The 18466-nt window shown below is 73.5% G+C and carries 16 protein-coding genes; 9 read left to right on the top strand and 7 right to left on the bottom strand.

Annotated elements, in window-relative coordinates:
• Window positions 1–2: 2 nt before the first annotated feature.
• On the bottom strand, window positions 3–1178 hold the full coding sequence (gene pdhA, locus KV205_RS01665; protein ID WP_265861523.1) for a pyruvate dehydrogenase (acetyl-transferring) E1 component subunit alpha: 1176 nt from the start codon (window positions 1176–1178) through the stop codon (window positions 3–5).
• A 340-nt stretch (window positions 1179–1518) separates the two neighbouring features.
• Here pdhA and KV205_RS01660 point away from each other — a divergent pair, with 340 nt between their 5' ends.
• From KV205_RS01660 to KV205_RS01650, 3 genes are all read left to right on the top strand, one after another.
• Window positions 1519–2178 (top strand): response regulator transcription factor, encoded by a 660-nt coding sequence (locus KV205_RS01660; protein WP_265861520.1) that lies wholly within the window; start codon window positions 1519–1521, stop codon window positions 2176–2178.
• A gap of 152 nt (window positions 2179–2330) precedes the next feature.
• Window positions 2331–2828, top strand: a complete 498-nt coding sequence (locus KV205_RS01655) for a pyridoxamine 5'-phosphate oxidase family protein (protein WP_265861517.1) — start codon at window positions 2331–2333, stop codon at window positions 2826–2828.
• Window positions 2829–2843: 15 nt separating this feature from the next.
• Window positions 2844–3893: a phosphotransferase gene (locus KV205_RS01650; protein WP_308404039.1), complete on the top strand. Its 1050-nt coding sequence runs from the start codon at window positions 2844–2846 to the stop codon at window positions 3891–3893.
• A 19-nt stretch (window positions 3894–3912) separates the two neighbouring features.
• Here KV205_RS01650 and KV205_RS01645 read toward each other — a convergent pair whose 3' ends face one another.
• Entirely contained in the window at window positions 3913–5610 is a 1698-nt protein-coding gene (locus tag KV205_RS01645) for a protein kinase (protein ID WP_265861516.1), read from the bottom strand.
• Window positions 5611–5885: 275 nt separating this feature from the next.
• Between KV205_RS01645 and KV205_RS01640 the strand changes: the two genes are divergently transcribed.
• A complete protein-coding gene (locus tag KV205_RS01640) occupies window positions 5886–7517 on the top strand; it encodes a protein kinase (RefSeq protein ID WP_265861515.1) in 1632 nt (543 codons plus the stop codon).
• A 144-nt stretch (window positions 7518–7661) separates the two neighbouring features.
• Here KV205_RS01640 and KV205_RS01635 read toward each other — a convergent pair whose 3' ends face one another.
• Entirely contained in the window at window positions 7662–8132 is a 471-nt protein-coding gene (locus KV205_RS01635) for a hypothetical protein (protein WP_265861513.1), read from the bottom strand.
• A gap of 109 nt (window positions 8133–8241) precedes the next feature.
• Between KV205_RS01635 and KV205_RS01630 the strand changes: the two genes are divergently transcribed.
• The 5 genes from KV205_RS01630 to KV205_RS01610 all read left to right on the top strand — a co-directional run bounded on the left by KV205_RS01630 (window position 8242) and on the right by KV205_RS01610 (window position 13642).
• Window positions 8242–8406, top strand: coding sequence for a hypothetical protein (locus KV205_RS01630; protein WP_265861511.1), 165 nt, complete (start codon window positions 8242–8244; stop codon window positions 8404–8406).
• A 107-nt stretch (window positions 8407–8513) separates the two neighbouring features.
• Window positions 8514–9188, top strand: a complete 675-nt coding sequence (locus KV205_RS01625; RefSeq protein WP_265861510.1) for a PadR family transcriptional regulator — start codon at window positions 8514–8516, stop codon at window positions 9186–9188.
• A 175-nt stretch (window positions 9189–9363) separates the two neighbouring features.
• Entirely contained in the window at window positions 9364–10104 is a 741-nt protein-coding gene (locus KV205_RS01620) for an ABC transporter ATP-binding protein (protein ID WP_265861509.1), read from the top strand.
• Window positions 10101–12971 carry an FtsX-like permease family protein gene (locus tag KV205_RS01615; RefSeq protein WP_265861508.1) on the top strand — a complete coding sequence of 957 codons (2871 nt, stop codon included), beginning with the start codon at window positions 10101–10103 and terminating at the stop codon, window positions 12969–12971. Before KV205_RS01620 ends, KV205_RS01615 begins: the two co-directional genes overlap by 4 nt.
• A 119-nt stretch (window positions 12972–13090) precedes the next feature.
• Window positions 13091–13642, top strand: coding sequence for a bacterial proteasome activator family protein (locus KV205_RS01610; protein ID WP_274709940.1), 552 nt, complete (start codon window positions 13091–13093; stop codon window positions 13640–13642).
• 110 nt (window positions 13643–13752) lie between these two features.
• On the opposite strand, the gene KV205_RS01605 is transcribed toward KV205_RS01610, so the two are convergent.
• The 4 genes from KV205_RS01605 to KV205_RS01590 form a co-directional block, all read right to left on the bottom strand.
• Window positions 13753–14739, bottom strand: a complete 987-nt coding sequence (locus KV205_RS01605; protein ID WP_265861507.1) for an NAD(P)H-quinone oxidoreductase — start codon at window positions 14737–14739, stop codon at window positions 13753–13755.
• A gap of 86 nt (window positions 14740–14825) precedes the next feature.
• On the bottom strand, window positions 14826–15920 hold the full coding sequence (locus KV205_RS01600; protein ID WP_265861506.1) for a TrkA family potassium uptake protein: 1095 nt from the start codon (window positions 15918–15920) through the stop codon (window positions 14826–14828).
• Window positions 15908–17563, bottom strand: a complete 1656-nt coding sequence (locus KV205_RS01595; RefSeq protein WP_265861505.1) for a molybdopterin molybdotransferase MoeA — start codon at window positions 17561–17563, stop codon at window positions 15908–15910. Before KV205_RS01595 ends, KV205_RS01600 begins: the two co-directional genes overlap by 13 nt.
• Window positions 17560–18453 (bottom strand): DUF6457 domain-containing protein, encoded by an 894-nt coding sequence (locus tag KV205_RS01590; protein WP_265861504.1) that lies wholly within the window; start codon window positions 18451–18453, stop codon window positions 17560–17562. Before KV205_RS01590 ends, KV205_RS01595 begins: the two co-directional genes overlap by 4 nt.
• Between the last annotated feature and the right edge of the window lie 13 nt (window positions 18454–18466).

The raw sequence follows: 18466 nt of genomic DNA, 5'->3' as shown, positions 1-18466 counted from the left end.
GATTACTCGGCCTCTCCGCCCTCGAAGGACGCCTGGTAGGCGGCGAACTGGGCGCGCTCCTCGTCGACGAGCGCGTGCCCGTCCGCGTACACGTTGTCGAACATCGCCATGTGGTCCGGGACGGGCATGGCGCGGACGACCTCGCGGACGTGCTTGCCGAGCTCCTCGCTCTCCGTCTCCAGGGCCTCGAAGAAGGCGGCGTCGGCGTGACCCTCCTTCTCCAGGTACGCCTTGAGGCGCAGGATCGGGTCCTTGGCCTCCCAGGCCTCGCGCTCCGTGTCCCGGCGGTAGCGGGTCGGGTCGTCGGAGGTGGTGTGGGCGGCCATGCGGTAGGTGAACGCCTCGATGAGCGTCGGGCCCTCGCCGCGGCGGGCGCGCTCGAGCGCCGAGCGGGTCACGGCCAGACAGGCGAGGACGTCGTTGCCGTCGACGCGGACGCCGGGGAAGCCGAAGCCGCGGGCGCGCTGGTAGAGCGGGACGCGGGTCTGCTTCTCGGTGGGCTCGGAGATCGCCCACTGGTTGTTCTGGCAGAAGAACACGACCGGGGCGTTGTACACCGAGGAGAAGACGAACGACTCGTTGACGTCGCCCTGGCTGGAGGCGCCGTCGCCGAAGTAGGCGATCACGGCGGAGTCCGCGCCGTCCTTGGCGACGCCCATGGCGTAGCCGGTGGCGTGCAGGGTCTGCGAGCCGAGGACGATCGTGTACAGGTGGAAGTTGTTGCTGCTGGGGTCCCAGCCGCCGTTGTTCACACCGCGGAACATGCCGAGGAGGTTGGTGGGGTCGACCCCGCGGCACCAGGCGACGCCGTGCTCGCGATAGGTCGGGAAGACGTAGTCGTCGTCCCGCAGCGCGCGGCCGGAGCCGATCTGGGCGGCCTCCTGGCCGAGCAGCGAGGCCCACAGGCCCAGCTCGCCCTGCCGCTGCAGGGCGGTGGCCTCGGCGTCGAAGCGGCGGGTGAGCACCATGTCGCGGTAGAGGCCGCGCAGTTCCTCGGCGCTCAGGTCGATGTCGTACTCGGGGTGATGGACGCGCTCACCCTCGGGCGTCAGCAGCTGAATGAGCTCGGGCTCCGTCTGCTGCGGGGCCTGCGCCTTCTTCGCGGTCGCGCTGGTGGTGCGCTTGGTGCCGCTGCTGCGTCGCGTCGTCTTGCGCGCGGCAGTGCTCTCCACGGTCACGTGCGTGCTCCTCCGTCGGTCCGGCCCCCGGGGTTCGCTCGGTGGGCCAGTGCGGCTCCGCCCTATCCGTACCCTTCGCACGGGGTGGGTGCGACGCGGCCGGGGTCGGGCGTGACAGGTGCCCCGGCGTACGCCGTCACAGGCACCGTACCCACAGCGCAACAATTCCGCGAAACCCCACTTGACCTGCAATTTTGCTTGGATTTCCAAGTAAATCGAGAAAAGCGGGACTCGTCCCTGGTCAGCGCATGGACAAGCGCCCGACGGCGTCGTCGGAACACCCGGCACGTTATCCCGCGCACCCCGGGCGCCGGAAGACCCAATATGTGAGACTGACCGCGTGAGCGAAGAAGGAAAAATCCGGGTATTTCTGCTGGACGATCACGAAGTCGTGCGGCGCGGCGTCCACGAGCTGCTCTCCGTGGAGGACGACATCGAGGTGGTCGGCGAGGCCGGCACCGCCGCGGACGCCCTGGTCAGGATCCCCGCGACCCGCCCCGACGTGGCCGTGCTCGACGTCCGGCTCCCGGACGGCAGCGGGGTCGAGGTGTGCCGCGAGGTCCGCTCCCAGAACGATGCGATCAAGTGCCTGATGCTCACCTCGTACGCGGACGACGAAGCCCTCTTCGACGCGATCATGGCCGGGGCCTCGGGTTACGTCCTCAAGGCCATCCGCGGCAACGAGCTCCTGAACGCGGTCCGGGACGTCGCCGCGGGCAAGTCGCTGCTCGACCCGGTGGCCACGGCGCGGGTCCTGGAGCGGCTGCGGGACGGCAACAGCCCGAAGGGCGACGACCGGCTCGCGCACCTCACCGAGCAGGAGCGCAAGATCCTCGATCTGATCGGCGAGGGCCTGACCAACCGGGCCATCGGCGAGCGTCTCCACCTCGCCGAGAAGACGATCAAGAACTATGTCTCCAGTCTGCTGTCGAAGCTGGGCATGGAGCGGCGCTCGCAGGCCGCGGCGTACGTGGCGCGGATGCAGGCCGAGCGGCGCTGAGGCGGCGCCGGGCTCCCGGCGGGAGGGCGGGCCGGCCGGGTCACCCGAACGGGTGTGACCGGGCCGGTCGGCCCGCATTCGGGACCTACGTCCTCGCGAACCGGGGCAGGCGCCCCTTTTCCGGCACGGTGCCGGTGGCGGAGAGTGGAACCATGTCCACCGAGGAGACCCGCGAGCAGTCCCGCGAGGAGACCCGCGCCATCGAGCTGCTGAACCGTGTCGCGTACGGCCGGCTGGCCACCAGCATGCGGGCGATGCCCTTCGTCGCCCCGGCCCGCCACGTCGTGGCGGACGGCCGCGTCCTGATCCGGCTGCACCGGGGCCTCGGCTACCACCGGGCCTGCAACGGCAGCGTCGTCGCCTACGGCGCGGACAACCTCCACTCGGGCGCGGAGCGGCTGTGGTCGGTGCAGTTCACCGGCACAGCCGAGATCGTCGAGCCGACCGCCGAGGAGCGGGCGGCCTTCGGCGCGGAGCCCACCTCCGTGGACGGCGAGCCCTTCGAACCGGTCTACATGCGCGTCGAGCCCCAGTTCGTCACGGTGCACACCCTCGACTGCCCGGCCGCACAGAGCGCTCCCTCCATCGGGAGCTCCACCGGGAGCTCCACCGGGAGCTCCACCGGGCGACAGCTCCACCACGTAGCGTGATCTAACATCTGCGGAGTGCCGCGCTCATCTGTACCCCCGGCTTCGCGCCTCCCCGCTCCCCCCGTACGCGCCCTGCTGCGCCGCTACCCCGCGGCCGGCGAGCCGCTGTCCTGCCAGCCCGTGGCCCAGGGCCTGCTCAACCGCGGCTACCGGCTCGCCACCACCCGCGGCGCCTACTTCCTCAAGCAGCACGTGGACGCCCGGACCGCCGACCGGGACACCATCGTGCGCCAGCACCGGGCCACCCAGCGGCTGCACGCCCTCGGCCTGCCCGTCGCCCCGCCGCTGCCCGACGGCCGCGGCCGCACCGTCGCCGTCATCGGCGGCCGCTGCTACGCCCTCCACCCCTGGATCGACGGCCGGCACCGCGACGGCGCCCAGTTGTCGGCCGGCGGCTGCCGGCGGCTCGGCGGGCTCCTCGGCAGGGTGCACACCGGTCTCGACCGGGTCATGGAGTCCCCCACGGAGTCCCCGGGTCCCGACCGGGGCCACGGCCACGAGAGCGCCCGCCCCGAGGACACCTTCCGGCTCATCGACGAACTGCTCCGCCTGGTCCGCGCCCGCCGTCCGCGCGACGCCTTCGACGGACTCGCCGAGCACCGGCTGCTCGAACGCCGGGTGCTGCTCGCCGCGCACGCCCACCGGCGCCCGCCGGCCGCCGCCGCGACCGGCTGGGTGCACGGCGACTTCCACCCCTTCAACCTGCTCTACCGGGGCGCCGAACCGGCCGCGATCGTCGACTGGGACCGGCTCGGGGTGCGCCCCCGCGCCGAGGAGGCGGTCCGGGCCGCCGCGATCTTCTTCGTACGGCCGGCGGGCGAGCTGGCCCTGGACAAGGTGCGGGCGTACGCGCGGGCCTACCGCCGGGCGGCCGGCGCGGACGGCGCCGAGCTGGCCGCCGCGGTGGAGCGGGTGTGGTGGGAGCGGCTCAACGACTTCTGGACCCTGCGCTGGCGCTACCAGCTGCACGACCACAGGGCCGACCCGCTGTTTCCGGCGGTGTCGGCCCTGGCGGTGTGGTGGACCCGTGAGTACGAGGCGGTGCGCGACGCGTTCACGGGCTGACGCGTCGAGGGGCCGAGGGTCAGCGGCTGGTGCCCGCGGTGGTCCCGGTGGTGGTGCCGGTGGACGTGCCCGTGGTGGTGCCGGTCGAGGTCCCGGTGGACGTGCCCGTCGACGTGCCGGTCGTACCGCCGTCGGTCGTGCCCGACGTGGTCGTACCGCCGTCGCTGGTGCCCCCGTCGGTCGTACCGCCGTCGCTCGTGCCGCCGTCGGTGGTGCCGCCGTCGCTCGTGCCCGTACCGCCGTCCGTCGTGTCCGTCGGGTCGGTCGTCGGCTCCTGCGTCTTCGTGGGCTCCTGCGTCGGCTCGCGCGTCCACGTCTTCGTCGGCGGTGTCCACGGCTGGTCGTTGCCGCCGCTCGACGAGTCGTCAGGCGTCTCGCTCTCGTCGCTCGGCTCGTCCGACGGGGTCGGCGAATCGCCCTTCGGGGACGGCGAATTGGTGATCGTCGGCTGCTTCGTGTTGCCGCCGTCGCCCTTGTCGCCGGCCTTGTCCAGGGCGAAGGCGACGCCCGCGACGATCGCGATCAGCGCGAGCGCCACGAACAGCAGCGCCTTGCCGCGGCCGCTCTTGTGCCCGTTGCCGCCCTGCCCGGCGTAGCCGCCGTCCTGGCCGTAACCGCCGTAGCCGCCGTGCCCGCCGTCGTAACCCGCCGCGCCGTCCTCGGGGTTGCGCGGCGGCAGGATCGGGCCCTGCGCGGTCTCGTGGTGCATGGGGTGGCCGAGCACCGAGGTCGCGGCGACGCCGCCGACCGGCGTGTGCATGCCGTCGTGCGCCTCGACCGGGCCGGTGTTCCACATGCCGGTGTGGCCGCCCTGCTCCTGGAGCATCTGCAGCCCGTACTGGATCAGTCCGCGCATCTCCTCGGCGCTCTGGAACCGGTCGTCCGGGTCCTTCGCGAGCGAGCGCATCACCAGGCCGTCCAGCTCCGGCGGCGCGCCCTGCGCGACGTCGGACGGCGGGATCGGCGCGTCCTGCACGTGCTGGTAGACCACCGACAGCGGGGTCTCGCCGGTGAACGGAGGCCGAAGCGCCAGGAGTTCGTAGAGCAGACAGCCCGTCGCGTACAGGTCGGAGCGGTGGTCGACGGCCTTGCCGAGCGCCTGTTCGGGGGAGAGGTACTGCGGCGTGCCCATGACCATGCCGGTCTGCGTCATGGTCGACTGCGCGCCGTGCAGGGCGCGCGCGATGCCGAAGTCCATGACCTTGACCGCACCGGTGTGGGTGATGATCACGTTGGCCGGCTTGATGTCCCGGTGCACGATGCCGTGCTGGTGGGAGTAGGCCAGGGCCTCCAGAACGCCGGAGACGATGATGAGCGCCTGCTCGGGACCGGGCGCCTCGGCGCTGATCAGCAGGTCGCGGATGGTGCGGCCCTCGACCAGCTCCATCACGATGTACGGCACGGACTGACCGCCGACGAAGTCCTCGCCTGAGTCGTACACCGCCACGATCGCGTGGTGGTTGAGGCCGGCGACCGACTGCGCCTCGCGCGTGAAGCGGGCCTTGGAGACCGGGTCCTCGGCGAGATCGGGGCGCAGCAGCTTCACCGCGACGGTGCGGCCGAGCCGTACGTCCTCGGCGGCGAACACCTCGGCCATGCCACCGCGGCCCAGACGGTGGGTCAGCCGGTAGCGTCCGTCGCCGACCACGCCCCCGACGCCCCAGGACTCGGCGGACGCGTCCGGCACTCCGCCACCAGCTTCGGATTCGGGTGCCATCAGTCCTCGCCGTCGTCTGTTGTGCCGTGTCCAGTCGTCACGCTACAGGCTCCGTACGACATCACGGTCCGCGATGAATGGGCCATCCCACTCCCTGCACGTACACCTGTGCAAATCCATGGCGTTCCTGTCACGCTTCCGGGACATTCGCTGTGCGGAGGGTCACGGAACGGGCACCGAACCGGGGCGCGGCTTGACGTGTCACCGCCCTCGGGCAGACTTGGCCAGGAAATTCCGGATCAGCGCCGCCACGCGCGCGTAGGGGGAAGCACGAGATGAGCCAGGACGGCGCACAGGGCCGCTATGCGGGCGGTTCGGTCGCGGGCGGCCGGTACCAGCTGCGCGACCTGCTCGGCGAAGGCGGCATGGCGTCCGTCTACCTCGCGTACGACAGCGCGCTCGACCGTCAGGTCGCGATCAAGACGCTGCACACCGAGCTCGGCCGCGAACAGTCCTTCCGCGAACGCTTCCGCCGCGAGGCGCAGGCCGTCGCCAAGCTGTCGCACACCAACATCGTGTCGGTCTTCGACACCGGCGAGGACACCCTCGACGGCGCCGTCATGCCGTACATCGTCATGGAGTACGTGGAGGGCCAGCCGCTCGGCTCGGTGCTCGCCGCGGACGTGCAGCAGTACGGCGCGATGCCGGCCGACAAGGCGCTGAAGGTCACCGCGGACGTGCTCGCGGCCCTGGAGACCAGCCACGAGATGGGCCTGGTCCACCGGGACATCAAGCCTGGCAACGTGATGATGACCAAGCGCGGCGTGGTCAAGGTCATGGACTTCGGCATCGCCCGCGCCATGCAGTCCGGCGTCACCTCGATGACCCAGACCGGCATGGTCGTCGGCACCCCGCAGTACCTCTCCCCCGAGCAGGCCCTGGGCCGCGGCGTCGACGCCCGCTCCGACCTCTACTCGGTCGGCATCATGCTGTTCCAGCTGCTCACGGGCCGGCTGCCGTTCGACGCGGACTCGCCGCTGGCGATCGCGTACGCGCACGTGCAGGAGGAGCCGGTCGCGCCGTCCACGGTGAACCGCTCGGTGACGCCGGCGATGGACGCGCTGGTCGCCCGCGCCCTGAAGAAGAACCCGAACGAGCGCTTCCCGAGCGCCGCCGCGATGCGCGACGAGTGCCTGCGGGTGCTGTCGGCCGGGCAGACCGGCGCGCCGATGATCGTCGCGGGCGGCCCGGTGCAGAGCGGTTCGGGCGTCGGCTCGGCGGTCTTCCCGCCGGTCGGCCAGACCCCGCCGCCGTCCACGCACGGCATGCAGACCCCGTACCAGGCGCCGATGCCGCACACCCCGCAGCCCGGCCCGTACGGCGTCCCGACCCCGGCCCCCTCCTACGGGTATCCGCAGGCCCCGACCCCGGCACCGGCGCCCGTCTACCAGACCCCGGCGCCCGTCCCGACGCCCGCGCCCGGCCCGTACACGGTCCAGTCGCACACGGGCGCCACCGGCGGCGGGAACCGCAACAAGATCCTCATCGGCGCGGTGGCCCTGGTTCTCGTGGCCGGCACCGTCACCGGCATCTCGCTGATGAACCGCGACCCGGGCGGCACCGAGGGCGGCGGCGGTACGGACCCGAGCCAGAGCGCCAGCAACGCGCCCGGCCACAAGGGCCCGGACTACAGCAAGACCATCGACACCAAGAAGTGCACCGAGCCGCGCGAGGCGAGCAGCGACCCGAGCAAGTTCGAGGTGCCGGACTTCAGGTACATGAACATCCAGTCGGTGAAGGCCTGCATCCAGGCCGCCGGCTGGAAGATCAGGGCGGAGTCGTCGGTGGACGAGGCCACCTACGGCGAGGGCACGGTCATGACGCAGTACCCGCGCCAGGGCACGGACATCGGCAAGGACGACGCCTCGTTCACCCTCGAGGTCTCCACCGGCGACCAGCCGCAGTAGCGGTCCAGCAGCCGTCCGGTAGCCGTCCGACCTGGGGTCCCGCGACTGCGGGGCCCCGACCGGACGTGTCCGGGATGCCTGCTTTGCCCCGACATGTGACGCTGAGTTGAACAACTCGACTCGGCGGCTCGGTACGGGAGGGGGTCACCCGGTGACTCCAGGATCAGGTCCTCGTGCGCGGGCGTTCGCGCCCGTCCTCGCCTGCTGGCTGGCGGCGGGCGCGGTGGCGCCGGCGTACGGGGCCGAGGCGGGGGCGGGGGCCACGTCCACCCCCTCGCGCACGGCGACGGCCCCGAGCCCGTCCCCCGGCACGGCCACCCCGGCTCCCTCGCCGAGCGGCTCCGTACGGCCCTCCGCCTCGCCCTCCGCGACCCGCTCCCCCGGGCCCGGGCCCGCGCCGAGCGGCTCCGCCACACCCTCCGGGACCGCCGGGGCGCCCGGCCCCACCGCCTCCGCCTCCGCCTCCCCTTCCGCGTCCGCCTCCGCCGGGTCCGGCGGCGCGCCCTCCTCGCCCTCCGAGCCGGCCGAGCCCAGCGGCTCCGCCTCCCTCGCGGGGCGCGCGGCGGGGGAGGGCCGGGAGCACCCCGGGCGGCCCGCCGCCCCCGCGGAGGCCACGCCGACGGGCCCGGCCGACCCCGCTCGTACCAAAACGGCAACAGAAGAGGAGCCGGAATCGAGCGCCGACGGCACCGCCGGCGTCGTACCGGAGACGGACGCGCCGGCCGTGCCGACTCCACCCGAGCAGCTTCCGGCGGCCGGCGCGGGGATCGGCACGGAGACCGCCGCGCACCTCTCCGACCGGCGGATTCCCGTGCTCACCCTGGGCGTCGGGCTCGCCCTGGTCGGTCTCGGCATCGGGTTCCTCGGGATCCGGATGCGGCGCCGCTGAGCTCCCGGCGGCGCCGGCCCGGACCGCCGGGTCCCCCTTGAGTCGGACCTTCCGGATCCGTCTCACGGCGCTTGTCCCCGGCGACTTACTCGGTATACATACTCGGTATGTCGATCCGCCACGGGCTTCTCGCCCTCCTCGAACGCGGTCCGCGCTACGGCTCGCAGCTCCGCACCGAGTTCGAGTCCCGCACCGGTTCCACCTGGCCGCTCAACGTGGGCCAGGTCTACACGACCCTCAACCGTCTCGAACGGGACGGGATGGTCGTCCAGGACGGGGAGGACGAGGCCGGCCACGCGCTCTACGCGATCACCGACCACGGTCGCGGCGAGCTGCGCAGCTGGTTCGAGAACCCGGTGGACCGCACCAGTCCGGCCCGTGACGAGCTGGCCATCAAGCTCGCCATGGCCGTCGGGGCGTCCGGGGTCGACATCCGCGACGTCATCCAGTCGCAGCGCCGCCACACGGTGAAGGCCATGCAGGACTACACCCGGCTCAAGGCGCAGGCGATCACCGCCGTGGAGCGCAACGGGGCCCAGGAGCGCGACGACGTCGCCTGGCTCCTGGTCCTGGAGCAGCTGATCTTCCAGACCGAGGCCGAGGCGCGCTGGCTCGACCACTGCGAGGCGCGGCTGATCCGCCTCTCGGCGGCGGCCGCGGCCGCCGCGGCCAGGGGTGACGCGGCGGAGGCCCCGGGCCCGGCAGGGGGAGCGGCCGACGCCGCCGCCGGGCCCGCCACGGGGGCCGCCACCGCACGCACCGGCACCGCGCGGCGCCGCTGACCCGGCGCCGTACCCACCGAGCTTCAGTCCGCCCCAGCCAGTCCGACCCACCCAGTCCGACCGTCCCATCCAGATCGTCCGATTTCGATCGAGACCCAGACCGTACGTACGTCCGGCGCCGTCAGCGGCCGCTCCGCACACGGCTGTTCGCCGGCGTACGCCCGAGGGGGATTCCATGACCACCGCCCAGCAGCAGCCCGTGCTGCGCCTGCAGAACCTCACCCGAGTCCACGGCTCGGGCGCCACGGAGGTGCACGCCCTGCGCGGCGTCGACCTCGACGTCTACCCCGGCGAACTCGTCGCCGTCATGGGCCCGTCCGGCTCCGGCAAGTCGACGCTGCTGACCATCGCCGGCGGCCTCGACACCCCGAGCTCCGGCCAGGTCGTCGTCGAGGGCACCGACATCACCACCGTCGGCCGCAAGGAGCTCGCCGCGCTGCGCCGCCGCAGCATCGGTTACGTCTTCCAGGACTACAACCTCATCCCGGCCCTCACCGCCGCCGAGAACGTGGCCCTGCCCCGCGAGCTGGACGGGATCTCCGCCCGCAAGGCCCGCACCGAGGCCCTCGCCGCGCTCGCCGAGATGGACCTCGGCCATCTCGCCGACCGCTTCCCCGACGAGATGTCCGGCGGCCAGCAGCAGCGCGTGGCCATCGCCCGCGCCCTGGTCGGCGACCGCCGGCTCGTCCTCGCCGACGAGCCCACCGGCGCCCTCGACTCCGAGACCGGCGAATCGGTGCTCGCGCTGCTCCGCTCCCGCTGCGACGCGGGCGCCGCGGGCATCCTGGTCACCCACGAGCCGCGGTTCGCCGCCTGGGCCGACCGAGTGGTGTTCCTGCGGGACGGCTCCGTCGTCGACCAGACCGTACGCAGCGAGGCCGACTCGCTCCTGACCGGCCGGGCGGCGCAGCAGTGACGACCTGGTTCCACTCCTGGCGGGCCGCGGTCCGCATCGCCCGCCGTGACGCCTGGCGCTCCAAGGGCCGCAGCTTCCTCGTCCTCGCCATGATCGCCCTGCCGATCCTCGGGGTGAGCGCCTTCCAGCTGACCATGCGCAGCTCCGAACTCACCGCCGAGCAGCGCCTTGAGCGCTCCATAGGCGCCGCCGACGCGTGGCTGACGGACGCCCAGATGGCCGGGGTGCCGATCCTCCAGGACCCCAAGGGCGAGCAGAACACCCCCGTCGAGGACTTCTCCAAGACCAACAAGCCCTGGCCCAGCGGTCCGACCGATGTCGCCAAGGCCATTCCGGCCGGTTCGACGGTCCTCACCGACACCGACGGCACGGCCAAGCTGACCACCACGCACGGTCTGCTGCAGACCCAGATCCGTGAGCTGAAGGCCGCCGACCCGATGGCGCGCGGCATCATGACCCTCACCGAGGGCCGCTTCCCGGAGAAGAACGACGAACTGGCCGCGAGCACCGCGTTCCTGAAGAGCAGCGGCCTCACCGTCGGCTCGACCCTCACCGCCCGCGGTTTCGACCGCGAGTACCGGATCACCGGCGCCTACGAGCTGCCCAGCGACCTCAAGACCGAGCAGGTCAACGCCCTGCCGGGAGCGTTCCTCGCGCCGTACGCGGCCGCCGTCGAGAAGGCCGGCAACCCGAGGCCCGACGTCACCACCACCTATCTGGTGACGAAGTCCGGTGGTTTCACGTGGAACATGGTCCAGGAGATCAACAAGAAGGGCGTCATGGTCGTCTCGCGGGCGGTCGTCCTCGACCCGCCCGCCGACTCCGAGGTCCCGCTCTACCAGCGTGACGACTTCCACCGCTACGAGGACAGCACCGCCGGCACCGCCGCCGCACTGGCCGCCGTCGCCACCGTGGTCGGCCTCGCGATGCTGGAGATCTGCCTCCTGGCCGGCCCCGCCTTCGCCGTCGGTGCCCGCCGCTCCCGCCGCCAGCTCGGTCTGGTCGGCGCCAACGGCGGCAACCGCAGCCACATCCGGGCCATCGTGCTCAGCGGCGGCCTGGTCATCGGTGTCGCCGCAGCCCTCGTCGGCACGGTCCTCGCCCTGCTCCTCACCTTCGCGCTCCGGCCGCTCCTGGAGGAGTACATGGGGCAGCGGTTCGGCGGCTTCACCATCCGGCCACTCGAACTGCTCGGCATCGCCGCCCTCGCCGTCCTGACCGGTCTGCTCTCCGCGATCGTCCCGGCGGTCACCGCCTCCCGGCAGACCGTCCTCGCCTCCCTCACCGGCCGCCGCGGCGTCCGCCGCTCCAGCCGGGTGCTGCCCGTCCTCGGTCTGATCGCCGTCGCCCTCGGCGCCTCGATCGCCCTGTACGGATCGGTCGTCACCGACCAGGTCCTCATCGTCGCGGCCGGCTCGGCCCTCGCCGAGCTGGGCGTGGTCGCCCTGACCCCGGCCCTGGTCGGCCTGTTCGGGCGCGGCGGGCGCTGGCTGCCGCTGTCGCCGCGGCTCGCGCTGCGCGACGCGGTGCGCAACCGGGGCCGTACGGCTCCCGCCGTCGCCGCCGTCCTCGCGGCCGTCGCGGGCACCGTCGCCGTCTCCACGTACGCCGCGAGCCGCGACGCCCAGGGGCTGAACGAGTACCAGCCGAAGCTGCCGTTCGGGGCGGTCGCCGCGATCGTCACCGAGGAGGGCGGGCGGGACGCGCCGGCCGTCCGCGAGGCCGTGCAGCGCTTCTTCCCCGTCGACAGCCGGGTCGACGTGTCCCGGATCGCCGTCGGCAAGCCGGGCTGCGCCCCCTGGGGCGGCGGCGAGGGCTGCGGCCGCTTCGAGATCGTCATCCCCAAGGCCAACGAGTGCCCGCTCTGGGTGGAGACGCCGGACGGGTCCGACCCCTCCGAGCGCTTCACCCCCGCGCAGCGGACCAAGCTGCTCCAGGACGACTGGCGCTGCAAGGGCATGCAGGGCGACGGCGTGTACGTCGAGGGCAACATGCTCATCGCGGACGCCCCGATCCTGAAGGTCCTCGGCATCACCGACCCGGGCGCCGCCAAGGCCCTCGCCGACGGGAAGCTGGTCAGCTTCAGCGCCCCGCAGGTCGACAAGAAGAACGACACCGTCGGCATCCGGCTGATCACCGACCTGGAGGCCTACGACAAGGCGGGCCAGGAGCACAAGCCGCTGCCCGGCGAGATCCGGTCGCTGCCCGCCTACCAGGTGCCCGGCGAGCCGCTCTCGTACGGCGTGCAGAGCATCCTCACCCCCGCCGCCGCCAAGGCCGCCGGACTGACGACCGTCCCCATGGGCGCGTACTTCACCACCGACCGGCTGCCGAGCACCGAGCAGCGGCAGAAGCTCGACGGCGAGATCGCCAAGCTGGGCAGCGAGGTCGACCTCACCCTGGAGGAGGGCTACGTCAGCAAGAACAGCCTGGTGCTGCTCGCGCTGACCGTCTTCGCCGGCCTGGTCACCATCGGCGCGGCCGGCATCGCCACCGGTCTCGCCCAGGCCGACGCCGAGGCCGATCTGAAGACCCTGTCCGCGGTCGGCGCCCCGCCCCGGGTGCGCCGCACCCTCAGCGGCTTCCAGTGCGGAGTCGTCGCCGCGATGGGCGTCATCCTCGGCTCCGCCGCCGGTGTGCTGCCCGCCATCGGACTCCGGCTCACCGAGGAGCGCGAGGCGGTGCGCTTCTACGAGCAGAGCCTGGCCGAGGGCTGGGGCAGCTCCGACGGACCGCCGGTCATGCCGATCGTCGTGCCCTGGGAGACGCTCGCCGCGCTCCTGGTGGCCGTCCCGCTCGGCGCCGCGCTCCTCGCGGCCCTGGTGACCCGCTCCCGCGGGGCGCTGGCCCGCCGCGCCGCGCACTGAGGTTCGTTCGCGGGTTCCTTCGCGGGTTCCTTCGCGATGTTGTGCCCCCGGAGGAGGGTGGATCACCCTCCTCCGGGGGCACACCGTGTGGTGAAGCGTATGTGCGAGAGAATGGCGGCATGGAGATGCCGAGGAATGACAGGTCGCAGGAGAGCCCCCAGGTCCTCATCGTGGGCCAGGACGGGATGGCGCTCGGCGGCCCTCAGGGTGACGACGAATCCCGCGAGGTCCCGGTGACGGAAATGGTCGAGCAGCCTGCGAAGGTCATGCGGATCGGCAGCATGATCAAGCAGCTTCTGGAGGAGGTCAGGGCGGCACCTCTCGACGAGGCCAGTCGCGTACGGCTCAAGGAGATCCACGCCAGCTCGGTGAAGGAGCTGGAGGACGGGCTCGCTCCGGAGCTCGTGGAGGAACTGGAGCGGCTCTCCCTGCCGTTCACCGACGAGGCGATCCCCTCCGACTCGGAACTGCGCATCGCGCAGGCCCAGTTGGTCGGCTGGCTCGAAGGCCTCTTCCACGGCATCCAGACGGCGCTGTTCGCCCAGCAGATGGCGGCCCGCGCCCAGTTGGAGCAGATGCGCCGTGCGCTGCCGCCCGGCGCGCCGCACGACGATGACGACGACCACGGCCCGCAGCGCGGGCGCGCGGTCGGCTCGGGGCCGTACCTGTAGGTCTCCTACGTCATGCCCGAGGGGCCCGGTCCGGGCGGTGGAAGCCGCTCGTACCGGGCCCCTCGGGTGTGTATCAGACCTTGGCCAGGCGTGTGGGTGTCAGGCCTTGGTCAGGCCTTCGGGGCGAGCAGCAGCACCTTGCCGACATGGCCGCTCGCCTCGACGACCCGGTGGGCCTCGGCGGCGTCCGTCAGCGGCAGGGTGCGGTCCACGACCGGGGTGACGGTGCCCGCGGTGATCAGGGGCCAGACGTGCTCGCGGACGGCGGCGACCACGGCCGCCTTCTCCGCTGCCGGGCGGGCGCGCAGGGTGGTCGCGAGGACCGCGGCGCGCTTGGCCATCAGGGCGGCCAGGTTGAGCTCGCCCTTGACGCCGCCCTGCAGACCGATGACGACCAGGCGTCCGTTGACCGCGAGGGCCTTGATGTTCCGGTCCAGGTACTTGGCGCCGACGATGTCCAGGATGACGTCCGCCCCGGCCCCGTCGGTCGCCTTGTGCAGCTCCTCGACGAAGTCCTGCTCGCGGTAGTCGATGAGGATGTCGGCGCCCAACTCGGCGCAGCGGGCCAGTTTCTCGGGTCCGCCGGCGGTGACGGCGACCCGCGCGCCGACCGCCTTGGCCAGCTGGATCGCCATGGTGCCGATGCCGCTCGCGCCGCCGTGCACCAGAAGCGTCTCGCCGGGCCGCAGATGGGCCAGCATGAAGACGTTCGACCAGACCGTGCAGGCCACTTCGGGCAGCGCGGCGGCCGTCACCAGGTCCACGCCCTCCGGCCGGGGCAGCAACTGCCCGACGGGCACGGCCACCTTCTCGGCGTAACCGCCGCCGACGAGCAGCGCGCACACCTCGTCGCCGACGGCCCAGCCGGAGACGCCGGGGCCGAGTGCGGCGATCCGGCCCGCGCACTCGAGACCGGGGTACGGGGAGCTGCCGGGCGGCGGGTCGTAGAAGCCCTGGCGCTGAAGCAGATCGGCACGGTTGACGGCGCTCGCCACCACCTCGACGAGCACTTCGCCCTCGGCGGGGACGGGGTCGGGCACCTCGGCCCAGACCAGCGCCTCGGGCCCGCCGGGTTCCGGAATCGTGATCGCATGCATGCCGGCGAGGCTACTCCGGGACCCGGCGGCGAGGCGGGGCGAGTGGGGCGGGGCGGGTCGGGGCGAGCGGGGCCGTGGGGCCCGGGTCAGTCCTCGGCGGGCGTGGTGAGCGGGGTGACGGGCGTGGCCCGCACGATGGTGATCACCCGGTCGGTGAGCTGGAGCGGGCTGGCGGCGGGGTCGTCGTAACCGAGCAGCCGGTGGCCGCGCAGCACGCTCACCACCAGGTCCTCGGTCTCCCGGACGCTGCGGCCCGCCTCGGCCTTGGTCACCGGGCGTTCGACCAGGTCGAGCCCGGAGCCCTGCTGGATCAGGTCCTCCATCACCGTGCCCGCGCTGGGGCTGAGCACCGACAGACCGAGCAGCCGGCCGGCGGCGCTGGCGCTGGTGATCACGGCGTCCGCGCCGGACTGGCGCAGCAGCGGCGCGTTCTCCTCCTCGCGGACCGCGGCGACGATCTTCGCGCCCCGGTTGAGCTGGCGGGCCGTCAGGGTGACCAGGACGGCGGTGTCGTCGCGCTGGGTGGCGATGACGATCTGACGGGCCTTCTGCACCTCGGCGCGGAGCAGCACATCGCTGCGGGTGGCGTCGCCGAGGACGCCGACGAACCCGTCGGCGTTGGCCGCCTCGATCACCTTCGTCGAGGGGTCGACGATGACGATCTGGTCCTTGCGCAGTCCGGTCGCGCACAGCGTCTGGATCGCCGAGCGCCCCTTGGTGCCGAAACCGACGATGACGGTGTGCTCGCGCAAGGTGGCCCTCCAGCGGTTCAGCCGGAACTCCTCCCGGGTCCGCTCCGTGAGGACCTCGAGGGTGGTGCCGACCAGGATGATCAGAAACAGCACGCGCAGCGGCGTGACCAGCAGGATGTTCGCGAGCCGCGCCGAGTCGCTGTACGGGACGATGTCGCCGTAGCCCGTGGTGGAGAGGGTGACGGTCGCGTAGTAGGCGCAGTCGAGGAAGTCGAGCGTGCCATTGGCGTTGTCGTGGTAGCCGCCGCGGTCGACGTAGACGATGAGGACGGTGACGACCAGCACGCCGAGCGCCATGAGGAGGCGCTTGCCGACCTGGCGGAGCGGCTTCTGAACCACCCTCCGGGGCAACTGGACCCGGGGGCCCGATACGCGCTCGTCGGCCTGGCGCGCCATCGCGTCCCGGCTGGGAAGTTTCACGTGAAACATGCTCCTTCGTCCGCCGTCCCGAGGGGTCCGGCGGGCCAGGGCAGGTCGAGCACCTGCAGCGTCTGTCCGGCGTCGGCGCCCCCGGGCGGCACGACGGCCATGCCGTCGGCGGCGGCGATCCCCCGCAGCATCGCGGGCCCGTGGTAGCGCAGCGGCACGGCCTCGCCGCCGTCGCGGACCACCGGCACGAGCCGGGTGTCGTACGGGTGCCCCTGGATCTCCTCGCGTACCTCGACGCGGTACGGGGCGGGGGCCGGCCGCCCGGCGAGCGCGCGCAGCAGCGGCTCGGCCAGCGTCAGCAGCCCGGACACGGCGGCCAGCGGGTTGCCGGGCAGGCCCACCAGATGGCGTGCGCCGGGGAGCGCGGCGAGCAGCATGGGGTGGCCGGGGCGGACCTTCACGCCGTCGACCAGCAGGGTGGCACCGGCCTTGGCGAGCACCGGGTGCACATGGTCGACGGGCCCGGCGGCGGTCCCGCCGGTGGTGACCACGACGTCGGCGGCGGAGCCCGTGACGGCCGCGTACAGCGCCTCGGCGTCGTCGCCGATCCGCCGGGTGCCAAGCACCTCGGCACCGAGCCCGCCCAGCCAGGGCCCCAGCAGCGGGCCCAGCGCGTCCCGGATCAGGCCCTCGTGCGGCAGTCCGGCGGTGAGCAGCTCGTCACCGAGGACCAGCACCTCCACCCGGGGGCGCGGATGCACGATCAGCTCGTCATACCCCGCCGCGGCGGCGAGACCGAGCACGGCGGGCGTCACGGTGCCGCCCGCGGGCAGCAGCCGGTCACCGGTGCGGCACTCCTGACCGCGCGGCCGGATGTCCTGACCATGCGTCACCGTGCGCAGCGCGTGCAGCCGTCCATCGGTCCCGGCGCGTGCGTGCTCACTGCGCACCACCGCGGTCGCCCCGGCCGGCACCCGTGCCCCCGTGGCGATCCGCACGGCGTCCCCGTCCGCGAGCTCGGCCGCCCCGGCATGCCCGGCGAGCACCGCGCCCTCGGCATCGATCCACCACGGCCCGGGCCCCGCGACCGCCCAGCCGTCCATCGCGGAGGTATCGAACGAGGGCAGATCCGTCAGCGCCCTCAACGGCTCCGCCAACACCCGCCCAAGCGCCCGCTCCAGTGGCACCGACGCCGCCCGCCGCGCGGCCCGCGCGGCCTCGGCCCCGGCCCGCGCGGCGACGGCACGTGCCTCGGGCCAGGGGGTGGCTTGGTGGCGCTCGGGGTGGGGCGAGAGGGTGGCGGGGTCGCCCGGGGCGGCTGGGGTGTCGGTGGGCGCCGGGTCGGCTGGGCCGAGCGGCTCATCAGCCGTGCCAGGCGTGGGAGCGCCGGAGGGCGCCGGGGACACCAAGGCGGCGGAGTCGCCGGCCTCAGCAAGGCCAACAGCCTTGCCGGGCGCCTGCGGCGCCGGAGCCACGGAATCGGCAGGGCCGACGGCGTCGTCAGGCGCTCCGGGCGGCGGCGCCTGCGGCGCGGGGGGCACCGAATCGCCGGGCTCGGCGGGTTCGACGGCGGCGTTGCCGGGCGCGGCTGCGCCCGGAGGCGCCTTCGGCGCGGAGTCGGTTCGGCGGCGGCCGACGAGGGCGAGGGCGTCGTCCATGCCGTCGTCCATGCCGTCGTCGGGCACCTGCTCCTGCATCGTCATCCGGCCTCGTCCTGCTCGGCCGCCCAGCGCTGGGCGAGCGCGGCGGCCTTGGCCGCGGCCTCCGCGACGGCCTCCCGGCCGCCGCCGGCCCCGGCGGCGCTCGCCGCCGCGTACCCGACCAGGAAGGTGGTCAGCGGCGCGGCCGGGCGGGCGACGCCGTGCGCGGCGTCGCGGGCCAGGTCGAGCAGCAGGCCGGTGTCGACGTCCAGGTCGATGCCCAGTTCGTCCTTGACTGCGGTGATCCATTCATCCAGCACGGTCCCATGCTCCCTGATCCGCGCCCGGGCCGTGACGATGTCCTCCCAGGTGTCGCAGTCGAAGGAGGCCGCACCCCCGGCAGGCACCGAAACGGTTCGCAGTTCCCCGGTGACCCGCCGCAACGGCAGCCCGGCCGGGCCCCCGTGCGCGTCCGCGGCCCGCGTCAGGGCGCGGCGCAGCGCCCCGGCCCGGTACACCGCCACCAGCGGCTGCTCCCGCCCGTCGGCGTCGACGGTGACGGCGCCCTCGGCGTCGGGCGCGGCCGCCAGCGTGGTCACGAGCAACCGCGCGGCGGCGGCGTCGAAGAACGGCAGGTCGGCGGAGAGCACCAGGACGAGCGGGGCCGCGGGATCGGAGTCGGCGCCGGGCCCGGCCGGCTCGGCGAGGCGGCGCAGGCCGGCGTCGAGGGCGGCGACGGGGCCGCCGCCGGGCGGTTCCTCGCGGGCCCATTCGACGGGGCGGGCGGTGGCGCGCGGCGCCGCGACGACCACGGTGCGGCGGGCGTCGCGGCACCCCGCGAGGACCCGGTCGAGCAGGGGCCGGCCACCGACCCGTACTCCGGGCTTGTCGGCACCGCCGAGGCGCCTGGCGGCGCCGCCGGCGAGCACGAGGGCGTCGTACGCGGGCGTCATACCGGCAAGTATG

Source organism: Streptomyces sp. SKN60, from assembly GCF_026236535.1.
In the GTDB taxonomy this organism is placed as follows: Bacteria; Actinomycetota; Actinomycetes; order Streptomycetales; family Streptomycetaceae; genus Streptomyces.
Note: the sequence above shows the minus strand (reverse complement) of the source record. Positions and strands in the feature narration are given on the sequence as shown.

Coding starts and splice junctions, on each gene's coding strand:
- KV205_RS01645 (WP_265861516.1), bottom strand. CDS start 5,610: ATGGCACCCGAATCCGAAGCTGGTGGCGGAGTGCCGGACGCGTCCGCC.
- KV205_RS01620 (WP_265861509.1), top strand. CDS start 9,364: ATGACCACCGCCCAGCAGCAGCCCGTGCTGCGCCTGCAGAACCTCACC.
- KV205_RS01610 (WP_274709940.1), top strand. CDS start 13,091: ATGGAGATGCCGAGGAATGACAGGTCGCAGGAGAGCCCCCAGGTCCTC.
- KV205_RS01590 (WP_265861504.1), bottom strand. CDS start 18,453: ATGACGCCCGCGTACGACGCCCTCGTGCTCGCCGGCGGCGCCGCCAGG.
- KV205_RS01655 (WP_265861517.1), top strand. CDS start 2,331: ATGTCCACCGAGGAGACCCGCGAGCAGTCCCGCGAGGAGACCCGCGCC.
- KV205_RS01600 (WP_265861506.1), bottom strand. CDS start 15,920: ATGTTTCACGTGAAACTTCCCAGCCGGGACGCGATGGCGCGCCAGGCC.
- KV205_RS01605 (WP_265861507.1), bottom strand. CDS start 14,739: ATGCATGCGATCACGATTCCGGAACCCGGCGGGCCCGAGGCGCTGGTC.
- KV205_RS01595 (WP_265861505.1), bottom strand. CDS start 17,563: ATGACGATGCAGGAGCAGGTGCCCGACGACGGCATGGACGACGGCATG.
- KV205_RS01625 (WP_265861510.1), top strand. CDS start 8,514: ATGTCGATCCGCCACGGGCTTCTCGCCCTCCTCGAACGCGGTCCGCGC.
- KV205_RS01640 (WP_265861515.1), top strand. CDS start 5,886: ATGAGCCAGGACGGCGCACAGGGCCGCTATGCGGGCGGTTCGGTCGCG.